Annotated in this window: 18 protein-coding genes; 9 read left to right on the top strand and 9 right to left on the bottom strand. The window is 59.4% G+C overall.

The annotated features are described in order from the left end of the window. Positions 1-11: 11 nt before the first annotated feature. From LG327_RS09120 to LG327_RS09085, 8 genes are all read left to right on the top strand, one after another. Positions 12-305 carry a DUF1244 domain-containing protein gene (locus LG327_RS09120; RefSeq protein WP_404368738.1) on the top strand — a complete coding sequence of 98 codons (294 nt, stop codon included), beginning with the start codon at positions 12-14 and terminating at the stop codon, positions 303-305. Beyond that, complete coding sequence (locus LG327_RS09115; protein ID WP_404368735.1) at positions 302-691, top strand: HopJ type III effector protein; 390 nt, start codon at positions 302-304, stop codon at positions 689-691. Before LG327_RS09120 ends, LG327_RS09115 begins: the two co-directional genes overlap by 4 nt. Beyond that, on the top strand, positions 688-1455 hold the full coding sequence (minC, locus tag LG327_RS09110) for a septum site-determining protein MinC (RefSeq protein ID WP_404368733.1): 768 nt from the start codon (positions 688-690) through the stop codon (positions 1453-1455). Before LG327_RS09115 ends, minC begins: the two co-directional genes overlap by 4 nt. Before the next feature lie 41 nt (positions 1456-1496). Beyond that, a complete protein-coding gene (gene minD, locus LG327_RS09105; RefSeq protein ID WP_404368730.1) occupies positions 1497-2306 on the top strand; it encodes a septum site-determining protein MinD in 810 nt (269 codons plus the stop codon). Between the two features lie 6 nt (positions 2307-2312). Further along, the gene (gene minE, locus LG327_RS09100; protein ID WP_404368727.1) at positions 2313-2567 is read left to right on the top strand and encodes a cell division topological specificity factor MinE; all 255 of its coding nucleotides are present in this window, start codon (positions 2313-2315) and stop codon (positions 2565-2567) included. Between the two features lie 211 nt (positions 2568-2778). Continuing rightward, positions 2779-3519: an START domain-containing protein gene (locus LG327_RS09095; RefSeq protein ID WP_404368724.1), complete on the top strand. Its 741-nt coding sequence runs from the start codon at positions 2779-2781 to the stop codon at positions 3517-3519. Positions 3520-3559: 40 nt separating this feature from the next. Next, positions 3560-4054, top strand: a complete 495-nt coding sequence (locus LG327_RS09090; RefSeq protein ID WP_404368721.1) for an HPP family protein — start codon at positions 3560-3562, stop codon at positions 4052-4054. Positions 4055-4148: 94 nt separating this feature from the next. Beyond that, positions 4149-5504, top strand: a complete 1356-nt coding sequence (locus LG327_RS09085; RefSeq protein ID WP_404368718.1) for a PhoH family protein — start codon at positions 4149-4151, stop codon at positions 5502-5504. A 62-nt stretch (positions 5505-5566) separates the two neighbouring features. Here LG327_RS09085 and LG327_RS09080 read toward each other — a convergent pair whose 3' ends face one another. The 5 genes from LG327_RS09080 to LG327_RS09060 all read right to left on the bottom strand — a co-directional run bounded on the left by LG327_RS09080 (position 5567) and on the right by LG327_RS09060 (position 10618). Continuing rightward, entirely contained in the window at positions 5567-7507 is a 1941-nt protein-coding gene (locus LG327_RS09080) for a methyl-accepting chemotaxis protein (protein ID WP_404368715.1), read from the bottom strand. A 206-nt stretch (positions 7508-7713) separates the two neighbouring features. Continuing rightward, positions 7714-8136, bottom strand: a complete 423-nt coding sequence (locus tag LG327_RS09075) for a secondary thiamine-phosphate synthase enzyme YjbQ (RefSeq protein ID WP_404368712.1) — start codon at positions 8134-8136, stop codon at positions 7714-7716. A gap of 13 nt (positions 8137-8149) precedes the next feature. Further along, the gene (locus LG327_RS09070) at positions 8150-9220 is read right to left on the bottom strand and encodes a succinylglutamate desuccinylase/aspartoacylase family protein (RefSeq protein ID WP_404368709.1); all 1071 of its coding nucleotides are present in this window, start codon (positions 9218-9220) and stop codon (positions 8150-8152) included. A 1-nt stretch (position 9221) separates the two neighbouring features. Beyond that, positions 9222-10127 carry a 30S ribosomal protein S6--L-glutamate ligase gene (gene rimK / locus LG327_RS09065; protein WP_404368706.1) on the bottom strand — a complete coding sequence of 302 codons (906 nt, stop codon included), beginning with the start codon at positions 10125-10127 and terminating at the stop codon, positions 9222-9224. Continuing rightward, positions 10124-10618, bottom strand: coding sequence for an ATP-dependent zinc protease (locus tag LG327_RS09060; protein WP_404368703.1), 495 nt, complete (start codon positions 10616-10618; stop codon positions 10124-10126). Before LG327_RS09060 ends, rimK begins: the two co-directional genes overlap by 4 nt. Before the next feature lie 167 nt (positions 10619-10785). Between LG327_RS09060 and phrB the strand changes: the two genes are divergently transcribed. Further along, positions 10786-12186, top strand: coding sequence for a deoxyribodipyrimidine photo-lyase (phrB, locus tag LG327_RS09055; protein ID WP_404368700.1), 1401 nt, complete (start codon positions 10786-10788; stop codon positions 12184-12186). A 44-nt stretch (positions 12187-12230) separates the two neighbouring features. Here the strand turns inward: phrB and LG327_RS09050 are convergent, their stop codons facing one another. Genes LG327_RS09050 through hemA form a run of 4 tightly spaced genes read right to left on the bottom strand, consistent with a single transcriptional unit; the run spans position 12231 to position 16230 of the window. Beyond that, a complete protein-coding gene (locus tag LG327_RS09050; protein ID WP_404368698.1) occupies positions 12231-12989 on the bottom strand; it encodes a HesA/MoeB/ThiF family protein in 759 nt (252 codons plus the stop codon). A 31-nt stretch (positions 12990-13020) separates the two neighbouring features. Continuing rightward, complete coding sequence (prmC, locus tag LG327_RS09045) at positions 13021-13866, bottom strand: peptide chain release factor N(5)-glutamine methyltransferase (protein ID WP_404368696.1); 846 nt, start codon at positions 13864-13866, stop codon at positions 13021-13023. Further along, positions 13859-14944 carry a peptide chain release factor 1 gene (gene prfA / locus LG327_RS09040; RefSeq protein ID WP_404368694.1) on the bottom strand — a complete coding sequence of 362 codons (1086 nt, stop codon included), beginning with the start codon at positions 14942-14944 and terminating at the stop codon, positions 13859-13861. Before prfA ends, prmC begins: the two co-directional genes overlap by 8 nt. Next, the gene (gene hemA / locus LG327_RS09035; RefSeq protein WP_404368691.1) at positions 14941-16230 is read right to left on the bottom strand and encodes a glutamyl-tRNA reductase; all 1290 of its coding nucleotides are present in this window, start codon (positions 16228-16230) and stop codon (positions 14941-14943) included. The genes prfA and hemA overlap by 4 nt, the downstream gene beginning before the upstream one ends. Positions 16231-16497 lie beyond the last annotated feature (267 nt).

The raw sequence follows: 16497 nt of genomic DNA, 5'->3' as shown, positions 1-16497 counted from the left end.
GCAAAAACCTCATGGCAGATCAGATCCCGGAAGCTACCCAGAACGCCATCGAAGCCGCCGCCTTTCGTCGCCTGGTGAAGCACCTGCAGGAACGCACGGAGGTGCAGAACATCGACCTGATGAATCTGGCCGGCTTCTGCCGCAACTGCCTCTCCAAATGGTACCGGGCGGAAGCTGCCGAACGGGGCGTCGAGGTAAGCGATCCGGAAGCGCGGGAACTTATTCACGGCATGCCCTATGAAGACTGGAAAGCCCGCTATCAGACCGGATCGAAGAAAGATCACAAGGAGCGCCACCAGCCATGAACCTGACCCGGGCCATGCAGATCCACCTGGCGTCCCTGAGCGCCGGCCACGCGGATTTCGAGGACAGCCTTGCGCTGGTGGAACGCTACTTTGAATACACTCCCTCCGCCTTTCGCAACGGGCCTCTCCATAACGCGGCCGGAGAGAACGAGGGTTCCTGCAAACTCTTTGCCCTGGCCCAGCACTGCTACCTCACCGAAGCAGACACCCTCACCTGCTTTGGCAGACATTACCAGCAGGTGCTGGGTGACCCGGCAGGTTCCACTCATGGTAACATCCGTCAGTTCATGGGCAGCGGCTGGTCTGGCATCGAATTCGAAATCGCCCCGTTGCGGCCCCGGCCAGCGGGCGACTCCAGCAATCCCAGGGAAGAGACAGCACAATGACCGAAACCGCCACGACCGGCGCGCAACAGAGCTTCCAGCTCAAAGGGGCGACCGTCCCAATGACGGCACTGGAGCTGCACTATTTCGACACTGACGCCTTCGAAAACAATCTCCGGGAGAAGATCCGCCAGGCGCCGGGCTTCTTCCGCGACATACCGCTGATCATCAGCCTGGAAAAATACCAGGGTGCGGATACTGACCTGGATTTTTTCCAGATCATTGGCATCTGCCGCCGCCATAGCATCCAGGTGGTGGGGGTCCGTGGCGGCAACGAGGACCAGAATCGGCTTGCCCGCAATGCGTCCCTCGCCCTGCTGCCTTCAGCCAGCAACCGTGAACGCCCCGCGCCGGTGGCAGATGACATTACCGTAACCACCGAGCCATCAGAGCCCGCCCCTGCCGTTTCACCGACTCCGGCGAATGGGCCTGTGGCAGCACGGATCATCACCCAGCCGGTGCGCTCAGGCCAGCAGGTATACGCCCCCGAGGGCGATCTGGTGGTTCTGGCATCGGTGCAGCCGGGGGCCGAAGTACTCGCTGCGGGCAACATCCACGTTTACGGTCCGCTGCGGGGCCGGGCCCTGGCGGGGGTCCATGGGCTGGAATCAGCCCGAATCTTCTGTCAATCACTGGAAGCGGAGCTTGTGTCTATCGCCGGACACTATAAAATCTCCGAGGATCTGCAGGGCCAGGGCTGGAAGTCCCCGGTCCAGATCCAGCTCAGGGAGGACCTGCTGGTGGTCACACCACTGGACAGGGTCTGAGCCCGGACACACATTCGAACACAGCAAACAGGACTGCAACCTTGGCTAAAATCATTGTCGTTACCTCAGGTAAGGGCGGCGTAGGCAAAACCACCACCAGCGCATCAATCAGTACCGGTCTCGCCCGCCGCGGCCACAAGACGGTGGTGATTGACTTCGACGTGGGCCTGCGCAACCTGGATCTCATCATGAACTGCGAACGCCGGGTGGTGTATGACTTCGTCAACGTCATCCAGGGGGAAGCCACCCTCAACCAGGCACTGATCAGGGACAAACGGGTCAACACGCTTTACATTCTGCCTGCCTCCCAGACCCGGGAAAAAGAAGCGCTCACCCCGGAAGGCGTTGAAAAAATCATTACCGAGCTTTCAAAAACCTTCGACTACATTGTCTGTGACTCTCCTGCGGGGATTGAGCATGGCGCTCTGATGGCGCTTTACTACGCCGACGAAGCCATAGTGGTCACCAATCCGGAAGTTTCTTCCGTGCGTGACTCTGACCGGATCCTTGGCATCCTGCAGAGCAAATCCCGCCGTGCCGAAAAAGGTCTTGATCCGGTAAAAGAGCATCTTCTGCTTACCCGCTACAACCCGATCCGCGTGGAAAAAGGTGAAATGCTCTCGGTGGCCGACGTTGAGGAAATCCTCGCGATTCCGCTACTGGGCGTGATTCCGGAATCGCAGGTTGTGCTGAATGCCTCCAACCAGGGCCTTCCGGTCATTCTTGAGGACGACAGCGACGCGGGCCAGGCGTACGAGGACGCTGTCGCACGGCTGCTGGGTGAAGAGCGTGAGCATCGCTTCATGACAGCGGAGAAAAAAGGATTCTTCTCACGGATGTTCAAGGGGTGATGGCCGATGAGTTTTTTTGATTACTTCAAGAGCACCAAGAAAAACACCTCGGCCAGCGTCGCCAAGGAACGCCTGCAGATTATCGTTGCTCACGAGCGCGGCCAGCGGGACCTGCCAGACTACCTGCCGCAGCTGCAGCAGGAACTGCTGGCGGTGATCCGCAAATATGTCCAGATCGACGATGACATGGTCCACGTAGAGCTGGACAGAAACGAAAGCTGCTCGGTACTGGAACTGAACGTCACCCTCCCGGAAAAGTGATTCCGGACCGGGAATGCGGCTGGCTACAGGCCCGGTCGCATTCCGACACCACCGCTGGGACGTCATTTCAGGCCAAATCCCGGAGGTGGTCCGGCACCGGTTCACAAACCGCCAGGGCCCGCACTCTCCCCCGGGTGTGGGCATGATAAACTGGTCCGGTCTTTCTCAGAATGTTCCCGACGCGCTTTGGCCCCCACCGGAGTTTTTCCCTATGCCAAATCCCAGGACCCGCAGGGTATCGGCTGCGATAGTCACACTCGCGGGTGTATTTCTTGTCTCAACGGCAGGCGCGGAACTGCCCGGCGAGAATGCAGACTGGACACTGCAAAAAGAAGCTGACGACATCCGGATCTATACCATCGAACATCCCGATTCCCGCTTCCGCGCCTTCAAGGCTGTTGCCCTTCTGGATGCACCCATCGCCAACGTCATGGCCGTGATGATTAATCCGGAATCCTGCCTGGAATGGGTCCATGGCTGCTCCGACTCCTATGCGTTCGGTGAGGGCGACTTTTTCGACCGCTATGCCTACTCCGTCAATGACATGCCCTGGCCTGTGAGCGACCGGGACTACGTCATCCGTATCAGGACGCAAGGCAGTGAAGAAACTGGCGAAATCGTCATGAACCTGAATGCCACTCCTGACCGCCAGGAAGAAAAGGCCGGACTGGTCCGGGTGGATCGCTCGGATACCCTTTACCGCTTCATCCCCGAGGGCGATCAGACCCACATGGTCTGGGTACAGCACACGGATCCCAACGGCGCCCTGCCTGGCTGGCTGGTGAACTCGCTGGTGGTGGACATCCCTCTGAACTCAATGGAAAAACTGGAGGAAGTTGCCAACCGGCCGAGGTACCAGAACCATGAACTGGTCTTTGATGACAGCGGCCAGCTCGTTGCAGTAGAGGCCGAAGCCCAAACAGGTGATGACGAGAAGGAAGGGAACAGATAAGCTCAGCTATAAAGGACCCACCCAATCAGGACCGTGAAGCATGACTGTTCTTGCCCACGAGATCATGACGCCCAGCGTCAAGGCTGTGCCCCAATCATGGACCATGGAACATCTGGCCCGATTCCTGACCGACAACGAAATCACCGGCAGTCCGGTAACGGACGATGACGGCGAGATTGTTGGTATTGCCACTCTCAAGGACATCACCGAATTCCGCTGGTCTTCCAGCCGACCGGATCACGGCCAGGCGAACCTCACACCGGAAGAAGAAATTGAAGCCAGGCGCCTGCGGATGGCCATTTTTGAAGAGATGGGCAAAGTGCCAGTTGAAGTACGGGACATCATGACACCCATTGTTCTGTGCGTAGATGAAGACACCGCGGTAAAGCACATTGCCGACGTCATGATGAAAGAGCACGTTCACCGTATCTTTGTTACCCGGGACAAAAAAATCACCGGCATCATCACCACCTATGACATGCTCAAACTGATATCCGACAAAGCGCTGACCCGGCGCTGTGCCAGCGACGACTGAGTCCGTCAAGCCGGCAAGCCTGAATAGCACATGACCACCGCCCGCAAGAGAGGAATCGAGCCCTATGCCAAGAGCGCCGCAAGCTCGGAGAAAAATGTATGTCCTCGACACCAACGTCCTGATCCACGACCCCAACGCCCTCCTCAACTTTGAAGAACACGACGTCATCATTCCGATGACGGTACTGGAAGAGCTTGATGGCCTGAAATCCGGCAAACAGTCGGTTGCCGCAGACTGCCGCCAGGCCATCCGCACCATAGACCGGCTTCTTGGCGACGCCAGCCCAAAGGAGATAGAGCGTGGAGTGCCCATCGTCCGCGCCCTGAAGTCAGAGCCCCTCGGTACCCTGTCCATCCTGATGAGCACGGAGCACAACGGCGCCCACGCTCTCCCCGAGCACCTGAACGACAACAAGATCATCAACAATCTGGCCGCACTCCAGGCACGTCACAAGTCCCGGGACATCATCCTTGTCAGCAAGGACATCAACATGCGGCTCAAAGCTCGTGGCTTCGGTGTCGAAGCCGAGGATTACCACACCGATCAGCTGATCGATGACATAAATCTGCTCCCCCGGGGCTACAGGGAGTTCCCCAACTCCTTCTGGGACAATATCGCCAAGGTGGAGACTGTTCAGAGGGAAGGTATCACTGAACACATTCTCAAGCGGGAAGGCGAACTGGCAAAGCTGAACATCAATGAGTTTGTTATCGATGAACAGGGCTTTGTAGGCAAGGTGACAGACATAGAGGATGACCGCCTGGTGCTCCAGGACATGCACCAGCGTGACCTCATGAGCGAGGAGGTCTGGGGCCTGATGCCGCGGGATATCTACCAGTCCCTGGCCCTCAACCTGCTTCTGGACCCGGAGGTGCATCTGGTCAATCTGACCGGTTCCGCCGGTTCCGGCAAGACCATACTGGCGCTGGCGGCCTGCATTGAAATGACCGTGGCCAGCAAACAGTACAAACGCATTATCGCCACCCGGAGCACCCAGGGGCTGGATGAAGATATCGGCTTTCTGCCGGGCACCGAGGCCGAGAAGATGGAACCCTGGCTGGGCGCCATTGTCGACAACCTGGAGGCCCTGCACGAAGACGACGAGAATATGACCGCCAGTGTCGACTACATCCTCAGCAAGGTGCCCCTGCACTTCAAATCCCTGAATTACATCCGCGGCCGCAGCTTCCAGCACAGCCTGATCATCATTGATGAATCCCAGAACCTGACGCCGCACCAGATCAAAACCATCATCACCCGCGCCGGCACCGGCTCCAAGGTGATCTGCCTGGGCAATCTGGCCCAGATCGACACACCCTATCTGAGTGGCCTGAGTTCAGGACTGACCTACATGACTGAGCGTTTCAAAGGCTTCCGGCATGGTGGTCATATCCACCTGCAGGGCGTGCCCCGTTCGGCGCTGGCCGAGTTCGCAGAAGCCAATCTCTGATCCTTCGAACGACAGAGGCACCCCTCAGGGTGCCTCTGTCCCAGCCTCAAACACAGCTGCAATCAGACCCGGAATTCCTCAGCCGTCGTCCTCAGCTCACCAACAGCAGCTCCGATGGCCTGGCTGGCACTGTCGGAACGCTGGATTGCCACCACCGTCGATTCTGCCGCACGGGCCATATCGGCTACGTTTTCACTGATCTGCTGGGCCTGGGTGCTCTGCTCTTCAGCTGCTGCGGATATGGTCACCGCCCGCCCCTGAAGCTCGCCAAGCAGGCCGCTGATCTGCTCAAAGTGCTCATCGGCAGAGCGGAACTGCCGGCTGGACTCAGCCACCCGTTCGGAGGCCTGACCAATGGTGGCCACGGCCTTGTGACTGCCGGCCTGAAGCCGGTCAATGATGGCCCGTATCTCTGTTGTGGACTGCTGGGTCTTGCTGGCGAGGGAGCGCACTTCATCCGCCACCACGGCAAAACCCCGGCCACTTTCCCCGGCCCTGGCTGCCTCAATGGCCGCGTTGAGCGCCAGAAGGTTGGTCTGTTCCGCAATGCCGCCGATGACTGAAAGCACCGATCCAATCTGGTCACTCTGATGGTTGAGTTCCGTGACCACCGCGACGGCGGCCTCAACATCCGTGACCATCAGATCAAGCTGGCCCCGGGCCTCACGGGAAATGTCAGCGGTGGTTTCGCTCTCGGCATTGATGCTTCGAACGGAGTCAGCCACCTGCTGGATATTCTCCGCCACCTCCTGGATGCTGCCGGACATTTCACTTACCGTTGTGGCGACCTGATCAATCTCCTGCTGCTGCTGGTTAACCACCGCAACCGCCTGGCTGCTTGCTGCGCCCTGCTCCCGTGCCTGATCCGCGGCGGTATGGGCGGCAGCGTTGACCTGACTGATCATGGTCTGGATCCGGGCGATGAACCGGTTCATTCCATCAGCCATATGGGTCAGTTCACTGTTGCCGCCCAGATGCACCCTCTGGGTGAGGTCAGCATCACCATCCGCGATATCCCAGATTGCGTGATTCAGCCGGTGAATTTTCCTGAGTACGCCAAATCCCAGCACCAGAGCAATGAGGATCAGCAAAACCAGGGTCGAAACCACCAGCACAACCGAAAGGCTGGTCGTGAGGGCGCCTGTCTGATTTCCGATTCCCGCCACCGTGGTCTGGATTTCACTGCGGGTGGCTTCCTCGATGCCATTCAGCTGTTGTTGCAGCCGCTGGCTCACTTCTTCGGTCCGGGAGGACAGAATCGAACTTACTGCTTCGGCGCTCTCTGCTATGGTCGCCCCAAAGTCCGCCTCAAGCTGTTGCATGTCTCTGGCAATTGACTCGGTGGACAGCCCCAGTTTCAACTGACCTATGGCAGAGCCCTGGGGGGAGATATCCGCAGAGATGATGACCGTATCCGGATCGCGCTCTGCCGCATCCATCACCCTGCCGACTGCCCCGCGACCCTCCCCCTCGGCCATGAGGGCCTTGACCCGAGGGTCTGTGCGATCCACATAGCGGGTCATGCGCTCACCGTACTGATCAAAAAAAGCGGCGAATACGACCGATTCCCGGGCATCCATCAATTCCACAAGGCCCGTCAGTTTCGGAATATCACGGTCCCAGATCAGCGGCGCCGAAACTGCGGCCATCGCATCCGCAAGGCCCTGGGCCTCGGACATGACAGCCTGCTCCAGACTCTGGGCAATCTGCTGCTGGCGCTCATTCAGCTGCGCCTCCAGCTTCTGTGTCAGTTCCCTTGAGGCCTGAGCCCGCATTGCACCCAGACGCTGGTCGACATCTTCGTTAGCGGCAGAAAATTCCGCCCCCACCCTCTCCCTGCCAGCTTCAAGGGAGCTTTCCACCGATTCGCTCAGTGCGTTGACCTCGGTACGAATCAGCCACTGGCTAAGCAGCAACTGGGCGATGCCCGCCAGCACCAGAATAATGAAAACCGGTCGCAGCAGACGGCTGACCAACAGGTTCCTGAAGAACGATGAATGCATGTAACACTCCGATAAGCCGACCACTGGATCATGGGCATAAATCTGCCGATATCGCACAGTATGCTAGCTTAAACAGCGGGACCTGCATCTTTTTGTGTGGCCGTTTGGCAACCGGGCTGTTAACTTTTGTTGTCCCGCGTGCCTGTGTTCAGCGGCGCTCGCCAAGCCGTAGGGAGGGATTCAGTCATGCGAGGCCGGATTGGCTGTCACTGCCCCTGCAGCGTAGCCACAATCCTGCGGCCACCGGCCTGGTCCCGGTGCTCGCAGAGACAGATGCCCTGCCATGTCCCAAGGGCAAGCCGGCCCTCGGTGACGGGGAGAATGAGGGAGGGGCCGATGAGTACGTTCTTGATGTGGGCAGGCATGTCGTCCGGCCCTTCCGTCACGTGCTCATAATAGGACTGGTTTTCCGGCACCATCACATTGAAATGCCGTTCCAGGTCGCCGCGCACATCCGGGTCGGCGTTTTCACTGATCACCAGGGATGCGGAGGTGTGCTGCAGGAAAAGATGCAGAAGCCCTGCCTGGCAGCTGGTCAGGTCCGGCGCCTGCGACATCACGTCGTCTGTGACCAGATGAAACCCCCGGCCCCGGGGCCGGAGTTCAATGATGGTTTGATCCTGAATCATGGCAGCGTCCCCCCTATTCCTGCTGCTGTTCATCCCAGGGGTGAACCGGCATCACCGTTTCATTGCTGCCTTCCGGCTCGATTGAGGAGCGGAAATAGTCCATTGCCTTGCCCGCCTCCGCCAGTTCATCGAACCGCGCAATGTGATAGATCGCCTCGCCCTCGTTGACCAGTGGCAGGTTGTTCATGCCCACCACTATGCCAGAGCAGGGAGTGATCAACGCAGTCTCCGTTTCACCAAAGGGGTCCGCTATGAGCGCCAGCTTCTGGCCCTTGCGAACCTGTTGTCCCAGACGCACCAGGGGGCGCATGATGCCGTCTATCTCAGCCCTCACCCAGAGTGACGTGGCGGCCACCTCCGATCGCTTTCTGGGCATTGACCGCCCACCCTTTGCAGGCAGCATTTCGAGGGCCCGCATGACCCGGTTGACGCCCCGCACTCCACTGGAAATGACCACGTCGTCGAACCTCAATGCCTCGCCGCCCTCGAAGGTGATGACCGGTATACCCTGGGAGTCGGCGTATTCCCTGAGCGTACCTTCCCTCAGGCTCGCATTCAGAATGATGGGCGCGCCGAAGGCTTCAGCGATAAGGGCGGTTTGCGGATTGGCGAGTTCAGCCCGGATCTGGGGCAGATTGAAGCGATGAATGGCCCCTGTGTGGAGGTCGATGATGTGTGTCACATTTTCCATAATCTGGGTACGAAACAGGTAGGCAATGCGGGCCCCCAGGGAGCCGCTTTCGGAACCGGGAAAGCAGCGATTCAGGTCCCGCCGGTCGGGCAGGTAACGGGTGCGCTGGACGAAGCCGAACACATTGACAATCGGCACCGCAATCAGGGTGCCTCTGAGGTGACGCAGGGATGCATTCCGCAGAACCCGGCGGATGATCTCAACGCCGTTGATCTCGTCGCCGTGAAGCGCTGCGCATACCAGCAGTACAGGTCCGTCCCGGCGGCCGTGAACCACTTCCACGGGAATATGCAGAGGAGTATGGGTGTAGAGTTTGGCGACGGGCACTTCCACTGTCTGCCTGGTTCCAGCCTTTATTTCGGTGCCGGCAAAATGAAAAGATGCGCGGGCCATATCAACCTCTTCCCTTGGTCCGGGTCTTCCAGGGCGCCTGGTTGCGCTCGGTCCAGTCAATGATCATGCCGGCAACATTCTTGCCAGTTGCCGCTTCTATGCCTTCCAGTCCGGGAGAGGAGTTCACTTCCATGACGAGGGGCCCCCGGCTTGAACGCAGCAGGTCCACGCCAGCCACATTCAGGCCCATGGCCTTGGCGGACGCAATCGCCGTGCGACGTTCTTCGGGGGTGATACGTATCAGGGATGCGGTACCACCCCGGTGAAGATTGGAGCGAAACTCGCCGTCGGCTGCCTGTCGTTTCATGGCAGCGATCACCTTGTCGCCGATCACGAAACAGCGGATATCCGCGCCACCCGCTTCCTTTATGTATTCCTGCACCAGAATGTCTGCCTTCAGGCCCATGAAGGCCTCAATCACGCTCTCGGCCGCCTTGCGGGTTTCTGCCAGCACAACGCCTATGCCCTGGGTGCCCTGGAGGAGCTTGATGACCACCGGCGGGCTGCCCACCATCTTGATCAGATCCGGTACATTGTCCGGCTTGTTGGCGAAACCGGTAATGGGCATGCCAACGCCCTTGCGCGCCAGCAGCTGCAGGGAGCGCAGCTTGTCGCGGCTGCGGGTGATGGCGACGGACTCATTGACCGGAAAACAGCCCATCATTTCAAACTGACGCAGCACCGCCGTGCCGTAAAAAGTGACGGATGCCCCGATGCGAGGGATCACCACGTCAAAGTCAGTCAGGGTTTCGCCGTGGTAATGAATCTGCGGGTTGGCCGAGGTGATGTTCATGTAACAGTGCAGAGCGTCGATTACCCGGACTTCATGGCCCCTGTTCAATCCCTCTTCCACCAGGCGACGAGTGGAATAGAGGTTTTTGTTGCGCGAAAGCACAGCAATTTTCATTTCTTGGTCCTTACAACCGGTTCTCCGGCAAGGTAGGAAGATTCAGGCAGGACAACGCTGCGACCGGCCATGGCCGTGCGCCCGATCAGCATGCGGAAACGCATGGTATCCCGGTTGGTCAGCGTCATCTCCACGGGCCAGTGGCTGTCACCGACCTGCAGGGTTGTTTCTATAACCAGCCTCAGTTCCCGGTGACCACCGGAATCCGAGACCATCCGCTCATCCAGGATGGCAGCATCACACTCCACGACCTCATGGAGATCATTCTGGAGAGGATGCACCCAGAATCGGACCCGGCGCTGGCCATTCTCGTCGTAGGGTTCGGTGCGAAAGGTATGCAGACAGGAAGTCCGGGCCCCGGTATCTACCTTGGCCTTGATGCGATTGATGCCAAGGTCCGGCAGCGCCACCCATTCGCGCCAGCCCAGGGGTACCAGGTCCGTCGTGGCAGAGATATTCCCGGCGTTGGTTTCAGCCGTTTCCGTCGACATCAGCCTCTCCATTTCTGGTCCTTGTCGGGTGAAAGGGAATTCCGACTTCCCTCAGGGCCCAATGTTGTGTCTGAATGAATTATTGAGGCGTTTACTATAATCCAATTGCGGCGCCCCAGCGAATACACAAGTCCGTGATTTTTATTGATTTGCCTACAGGACGCCCAATGACCCAACTCGTCTGGTTCCGCAATGATCTGCGCACCTCTGACAACGCTGCTCTGACCGCCGCCTGCAGCCAGGAAGGGCCGGTACGGGCCTGTTTTATAGTCACCCCGGGCCAGTGGCGGGAGCATGACTGGTCTCCGGCACGCGTCCGATTCGTGGTCGATCATCTCAACAGCCTGTCACAGTCTCTGGCACAACTCGGCATTCCCCTGCACATTCTTGATGCCGACCAGTTTCGCGACAGCCCAGCTCTGCTTGAGTCCCTCTGCAGGGAATATGGAATTAGACAACTGCATCTCAACGAGGAATACGGAGTCAACGAGCGCCGCAGAGACAGGGCTGTTCAGGAAGCCCTTGGCGACAAAGGCGTCCAGGTCAGCAGGTACCGGGACCAGACGGCGGCCCCCGTAGGCACCATCCTCACCCAGCAGGATGAACCCTATTCCGTATTCACTCCCTTCTCCCGCCGCTGGCGACAATGGCTCGACGCCAACTCGCCCTCGCTTTATGGCACACCCCGGGCCGTGGCGGAATCCGTGCACCCAACCGAACTGGCGACAAGCCTGAAGGGCTACAGCGACGCCCCTGAGCCGCTGGTGCCCGTTGGTGAAGACGCCGCGCACAGGCAGCTTGAGCAGTTTCTCGAAAACCATGCGCAGGATTACAAAAAGCTTCGGGATTTCCCCGCGGTCGATGGCACCAGCCGCCTGTCTCCCTACCTGGCCAACGGGGTTCTCTCAGGACGCCAGTGCTGGCATGCAGTCAGGGAGGCAACAGCTGCCCGCGGGGAACAGGAGGGTTTGCTCACCTGGATGAACGAAATTGCGTGGCGGGACTTCTATATCAACATTCTGTATCACTATCCCAGAGTGAGCATGCATCGTGCCTTCAAGCCGGAAACCGAAGCGCTCCGGTGGAACGATCCTGGCGAGGAATTTGAAGCCTGGAAGGAAGGCCGGACCGGCATCCCCATTGTTGATGCTGCCATGCGTCAGCTGAACGAAACCGGCTGGATGCACAACCGCCTGCGCATGGTCACGGCCATGTTCCTGTCGAAAAACCTGTTTCTGGACTGGCGTCTGGGCGAGGCATACTTCATGTCCCGGCTGGTGGACGGTTTTCTAGCCTCAAACAATGGGGGCTGGCAGTGGAGTGCTTCCACGGGAACGGATTCTGCACCCTACTTCCGGGTCTTCAACCCAGCCACCCAGAGCGAACGCTTCGACCCGGACGGCGAGTTTATCCGCCTCTACGCACCCGAACTCTCAAAACTTGACAATAAACGCATTCACCAGCCCTGGACTGGCGTGATACCGAAGGGCTACCCACGGCCAATCGTGGACCTGAAGGAGAGCCGGAAAGAGGCTATTGCCAGGTTCCAGGCACTGAAAAATCAATGAGGGGTCAGATCAGGCTTGATCTGACCCCTCAAAGATCTGACCCCTCAAAGATCGTGTCCTGCACCACATACCGGACACCCCGGATCCTGCGCCAGCCTCATTTCCCGCCATTCCATGCGCCAGGCATCCAGCAACAGCAGTCGCCCGGTCAGAGCCTGCCCCACACCTGCAAGCACCTTTATGGCTTCCATGGCCTGGGCCGCGCCGATCATGCCCACAAGTGGGCCGATCACGCCCGCCTGGGAACAGCTGAGTTCCTCATTGCCCTGATCTGCATACAGGCACTGGTAACAGGGTGCGCCCGCCACCCCTGAATCAAAGACCGCCAGCTGACCTTCACCGCGAATGGCGGCTCCCGATACCAGAGGCACCCTCGCAGCCACACAGGCACGGTTGATGGCAAAACGGGCCGTGAAATTGTCGGTGCAGTCGAGAACCAGATCCACCGAAGCCACCTTCCGCACAAGCTCGTCCCCCATCAGGCGGCGGTCGACGGCCTCCACGGTGATCAGGGGGTTGATCTCTTTCACTCTGGCAGCCAGAACCTCAGCCTTGCTGCTACCGATCTGGCCATCCTCAAATGCGATCTGGCGCTGGAGATTCGCGACTTCGATATCGTCATCATCAGCGATCGCCAGATGCCCCACACCGGCGGCGCCCAGGTAAAGGGCGGCAGGACAGCCGAGTCCTCCCGCCCCCACGATCAGCACCCGGGAGGATTTGAGAGCAATCTGCCCGGGCACATCAAAGCCCGGCAGAAGGATCTGGCGGCTGTATCGCAGCAGTTCATCATCAGTAAGCATGCAAATCTTCCATCCGGTTATCTTCGCCGGCTTATGACAAGGGCAGACGACCACGGGTCAGCCGCGGCTGCCCGCCGTAGTCACGGATAGTGCTGACATCTACGAGCCCTGCTGCTTCGAAAAGCTCCCGGACCGCCGAGCCCTGATCATACCCGTGCTCAACCAACAGCCATCCCCCGGAGGACAGCCAGCCAGGAGCCTCACAGATGATATGCCGGAGGTCGTCAAGGCCCTCCACCCCGGCGACCAGGGCCGTCGCAGGTTCAAAGCGCACATCCCCTTCCCTGAGGTGCCGGTCATCCGCCGCAATGTAAGGGGGGTTTGAGACGATCAGGTCGAAGCGTCCCGGCGGCAGATCATCAAACCAGTGGCTCCGGGTCACTTCCAGGAGCAGTTCCAGTCTCCGGGCATTGGCCCGCGCCAGTTCAACAGCGGCAGGGACCGCATCACACGCAACTATCTGCCACGTGGGTTTTTCACTGGCCAGCGCCAGCGCAATGGCGCCGGTGCCCGTTCCCAGATCGAGAACCCGTGCGTCAGCGGCCAGGGGCAGATCAAGGGCTGTCTCAACCAGGCGCTCGGTGTCCGGCCTGGGAATCAGGGTGGCGTCACTGACCATCAGGGGCAGTGACCAGAACGCCTGCTCTCCCAGGATATGGGCGATGGGCCGTCCAGCCGCCCGTTGCGCAACACGGTGACCGAATTCCGCCAGCTGCTCGTCGCTGAGGGTCCGCTCCGGCCAGGCACGCAGTGAGGTGCGGGACCAGCCGGTAACGCTTTCCATGATCAGCTCCACATCCAGCCGGGGGGTTTCGCTGTCAATCCGGGCCACAGCCTTTCGTATCAGCTGCTCGCAGGTAAGCGATGACTCACTCATTGCCCAGGCTGGCCAGCAGTTCGGCCTGGTGCTCCTGCTGCAGGGGCACCACCACGGAATCCAGGTCGCCGCTCATCACCTCTTCCAGCTTGTATAGTGTCAGATTGATCCGGTGGTCGGTCACCCTGCCCTGGGGAAAATTGTAGGTGCGGATGCGTTCGGAACGATCGCCGCTCCCCACAAGGCTTTTGCGGGTTGCCGCCTGGCTTTGCTGCTGGCGCTCCGTCTCGGCGTTAGCAAGTCGGGCCTGCAGAAAACTCATGGCCCTGGCCCGGTTCTTGTGCTGGGAGCGTTCTTCCTGGCATTCGATCACTATGCCGCTGGGCAGATGGGTGATTCGAATGGCAGAGTCGGTTTTGTTCACATGCTGACCGCCAGCACCGGATGCCCGGAAGGTATCCACCCGGATATCCGCCTTGTTGATTTCAATCGCTTCCGCTTCATCCGCTTCCGGCATCACCGCCACGGTGCAGGCCGAGGTATGGATCCGCCCCTGGGATTCGGTTTCCGGAACCCGCTGCACCCGGTGGGCACCGGATTCAAACTTGAGGGCCCCGTATACACCCGTACCAGCCACACGGCTGATAACCTCCCGGTAGCCACCGTGCTCGCCCAGGCTCTCGCTGATGATCTCCACCTGCCAGCCCTGTCGTTCGGCGTAACGGAGGTACATCCGGAAGAGGTCGCCGGCAAAAATTGCAGCCTCATCGCCGCCCGTACCTGCCCGGATCTCGAGAAACACATTCTTGGTGTCGTCGGGATCCCGTGGCAGCATCAGGCGCTGCAGCTCTTCCGCAAGCTCTTCACTTCTCTGCCGGGCGGCCGCCAGCTCATCCTGAGCCATTTCCCGCATATCCGGGTCGCTGTCACGGGCCAGTTCTCCGGCTTCCGCCATGTCCGCTTCTGCCACCTGCCAGGCACGGAAGCAATGGACCACCGGTTCAATTTCAGCGAACTCCTTTGACAGCTCGCGGAAACGGTTCTGGTCGGCAATAACGCCCTGATCGCTCAGCAACGCACTGGCCTCATCAAACCGGTCGTTGAGCTGCTCAAGTCGGTTCTGTAACGATTCTTTCATAGATTTTCCGGGGTGGGGATAAGGGCATCGTCCTGGATCTCAAGCTGGTGCAGTTCCCGCAGCCAGTTGGTCACTTCCACCCGACCCTCGGCAGTCGCCTTGCGGACCTGGACCGAAGGCTCGTGCAGCAGTTTGTTCGTCAGCCCCCGCGCCAGCGCGCGCAGGACGGTTTCCGGATCACCGCCATTGCGCAGCAGACGCAGGGCCTTTGCGGTTTCCGCATCCCGCAGATCCTCGGCGTAATGACGGAACTGTTTCAGGGTGGCTACGGCATCCAGCGCCCTGAGCTGGGACATGAACTCCTGGGAGCCAGCGGTGATCAGGTTCTCAGCTTCGCGGGCGGCGCCCTCCCGGGTTCGCACATTTTCTTCGATCACCTGTTTCAGGTCATCAATGCTGTACAGATAGACATCGGCCAGGGAGGCCACTTCCGGCTCTATGTCCCTGGGTACGGCGATATCCACCATGAAATAAGGGCGGTGTTTGCGACGCTTCATTGAGCGTTCGACTGCCCCCTTGCCCAGGATCGGCAACTGACTGGCAGTGGATGAGATAACAATGTCCACATCAGCCAGTACATCGGGAATCTCAGAGAGCAGGATGCCACGCCCGCCATGAACCTGCGCCAGCGACTGGGCCCGCTCCAGGGTCCGGTTTGCCACCACAAAGTCCTTCACACCGGCTTCGGCGAGATGACGAGCCACCAGCTCGATGGTCCGGCCGGCACCAATCAGCAGTGCCCGGTTGCGCGACATGTCGGAAAAAATGTGATGAGCCATGCTGACAGCGGCATAGGCGACTGAAACCGGGTTTTCACCAATGGCGGTCTGGGTCCGTACCCGCTTTGCCACGGAAAATGTCTGTTCGAACAGGCGGGACAGAAAGGTTCCACTGGCACCATGCTCCCGGGCAAGGGCATAGGCGTCTTTCAACTGGCCAAGAATCTGGGGTTCCCCAAGCACCATGGAGTCAAGACCCGACGCGACACGCATGGTATGGCGAACGGCTTCAGCATCACGGTAAATATAGAGAGCCTGCTCAAGCTCAGCGGCATCAAGGCCATGAAAACCCGAAAGCCAGCGCAAAACGGTTGCAGCGCAGTCGTCGTCACCGGCAAAATACAGTTCCGTGCGATTGCAGGTAGACAGAATGGCCGCTTCGCTGGCACCCGAGGCTGCGCGCAGTTCAGCAAAGGCCGAGGCCATACGTTCCGGCGTGAACGCCACCCGCTCCCTCAGTTCCAGAGGGGCGGTGCGGTGATTGATTCCGAGGATAAGCAACGCCATATGCCGCTGAAACTGCCTTTTGCCAGATTGATTTCCTCTCCGCAGGTACCGGTCATTTTTTCCCGGTTGCGGGATCTGTCTCACGTCTTCTGCATTTTACCTACCGCACCGCACGGGTGCCACCTAATCCCCGCCAGGTCATGGAAATTACCGCTATTGCCCCGTCACCAGCAACGGATTGGGCAAGGTAGAAGGCTTGTGCCATCATAGTCCCTGCAAAAATCGTCCCGGCACAGATCGCTGCCCTCAGGGGCGCACCGTACAACA

The organism is Marinobacter sp., from assembly GCF_044799475.1.
In the GTDB taxonomy this organism is placed as follows: Bacteria; Pseudomonadota; Gammaproteobacteria; order Pseudomonadales; family Oleiphilaceae; genus Marinobacter.
This window is presented reverse-complemented; position numbering and strand designations above follow the sequence as displayed.

What these genes read in the sequence shown, in the direction of transcription:
- LG327_RS09120 (WP_404368738.1), top strand. Translation starts at nt 12, where the DNA reads ATGGCAGATCAGATCCCGGAAGCTACCCAGAACGCCATCGAAGCCGCC.
- LG327_RS09115 (WP_404368735.1), top strand. Translation starts at nt 302, where the DNA reads ATGAACCTGACCCGGGCCATGCAGATCCACCTGGCGTCCCTGAGCGCC.
- minC (WP_404368733.1), top strand. Translation starts at nt 688, where the DNA reads ATGACCGAAACCGCCACGACCGGCGCGCAACAGAGCTTCCAGCTCAAA.
- minE (WP_404368727.1), top strand. Translation starts at nt 2,313, where the DNA reads ATGAGTTTTTTTGATTACTTCAAGAGCACCAAGAAAAACACCTCGGCC.
- LG327_RS09095 (WP_404368724.1), top strand. Translation starts at nt 2,779, where the DNA reads ATGCCAAATCCCAGGACCCGCAGGGTATCGGCTGCGATAGTCACACTC.
- LG327_RS09090 (WP_404368721.1), top strand. Translation starts at nt 3,560, where the DNA reads ATGACTGTTCTTGCCCACGAGATCATGACGCCCAGCGTCAAGGCTGTG.
- LG327_RS09085 (WP_404368718.1), top strand. Translation starts at nt 4,149, where the DNA reads ATGTATGTCCTCGACACCAACGTCCTGATCCACGACCCCAACGCCCTC.
- LG327_RS09080 (WP_404368715.1), bottom strand. Translation starts at nt 7,507, where the DNA reads ATGCATTCATCGTTCTTCAGGAACCTGTTGGTCAGCCGTCTGCTGCGA.
- LG327_RS09075 (WP_404368712.1), bottom strand. Translation starts at nt 8,136, where the DNA reads ATGATTCAGGATCAAACCATCATTGAACTCCGGCCCCGGGGCCGGGGG.
- LG327_RS09070 (WP_404368709.1), bottom strand. Translation starts at nt 9,220, where the DNA reads ATGGCCCGCGCATCTTTTCATTTTGCCGGCACCGAAATAAAGGCTGGA.
- rimK (WP_404368706.1), bottom strand. Translation starts at nt 10,127, where the DNA reads ATGAAAATTGCTGTGCTTTCGCGCAACAAAAACCTCTATTCCACTCGT.
- LG327_RS09060 (WP_404368703.1), bottom strand. Translation starts at nt 10,618, where the DNA reads ATGTCGACGGAAACGGCTGAAACCAACGCCGGGAATATCTCTGCCACG.
- phrB (WP_404368700.1), top strand. Translation starts at nt 10,786, where the DNA reads ATGACCCAACTCGTCTGGTTCCGCAATGATCTGCGCACCTCTGACAAC.
- LG327_RS09050 (WP_404368698.1), bottom strand. Translation starts at nt 12,989, where the DNA reads ATGCTTACTGATGATGAACTGCTGCGATACAGCCGCCAGATCCTTCTG.
- prmC (WP_404368696.1), bottom strand. Translation starts at nt 13,866, where the DNA reads ATGAGTGAGTCATCGCTTACCTGCGAGCAGCTGATACGAAAGGCTGTG.
- prfA (WP_404368694.1), bottom strand. Translation starts at nt 14,944, where the DNA reads ATGAAAGAATCGTTACAGAACCGACTTGAGCAGCTCAACGACCGGTTT.
- hemA (WP_404368691.1), bottom strand. Translation starts at nt 16,230, where the DNA reads ATGGCGTTGCTTATCCTCGGAATCAATCACCGCACCGCCCCTCTGGAA.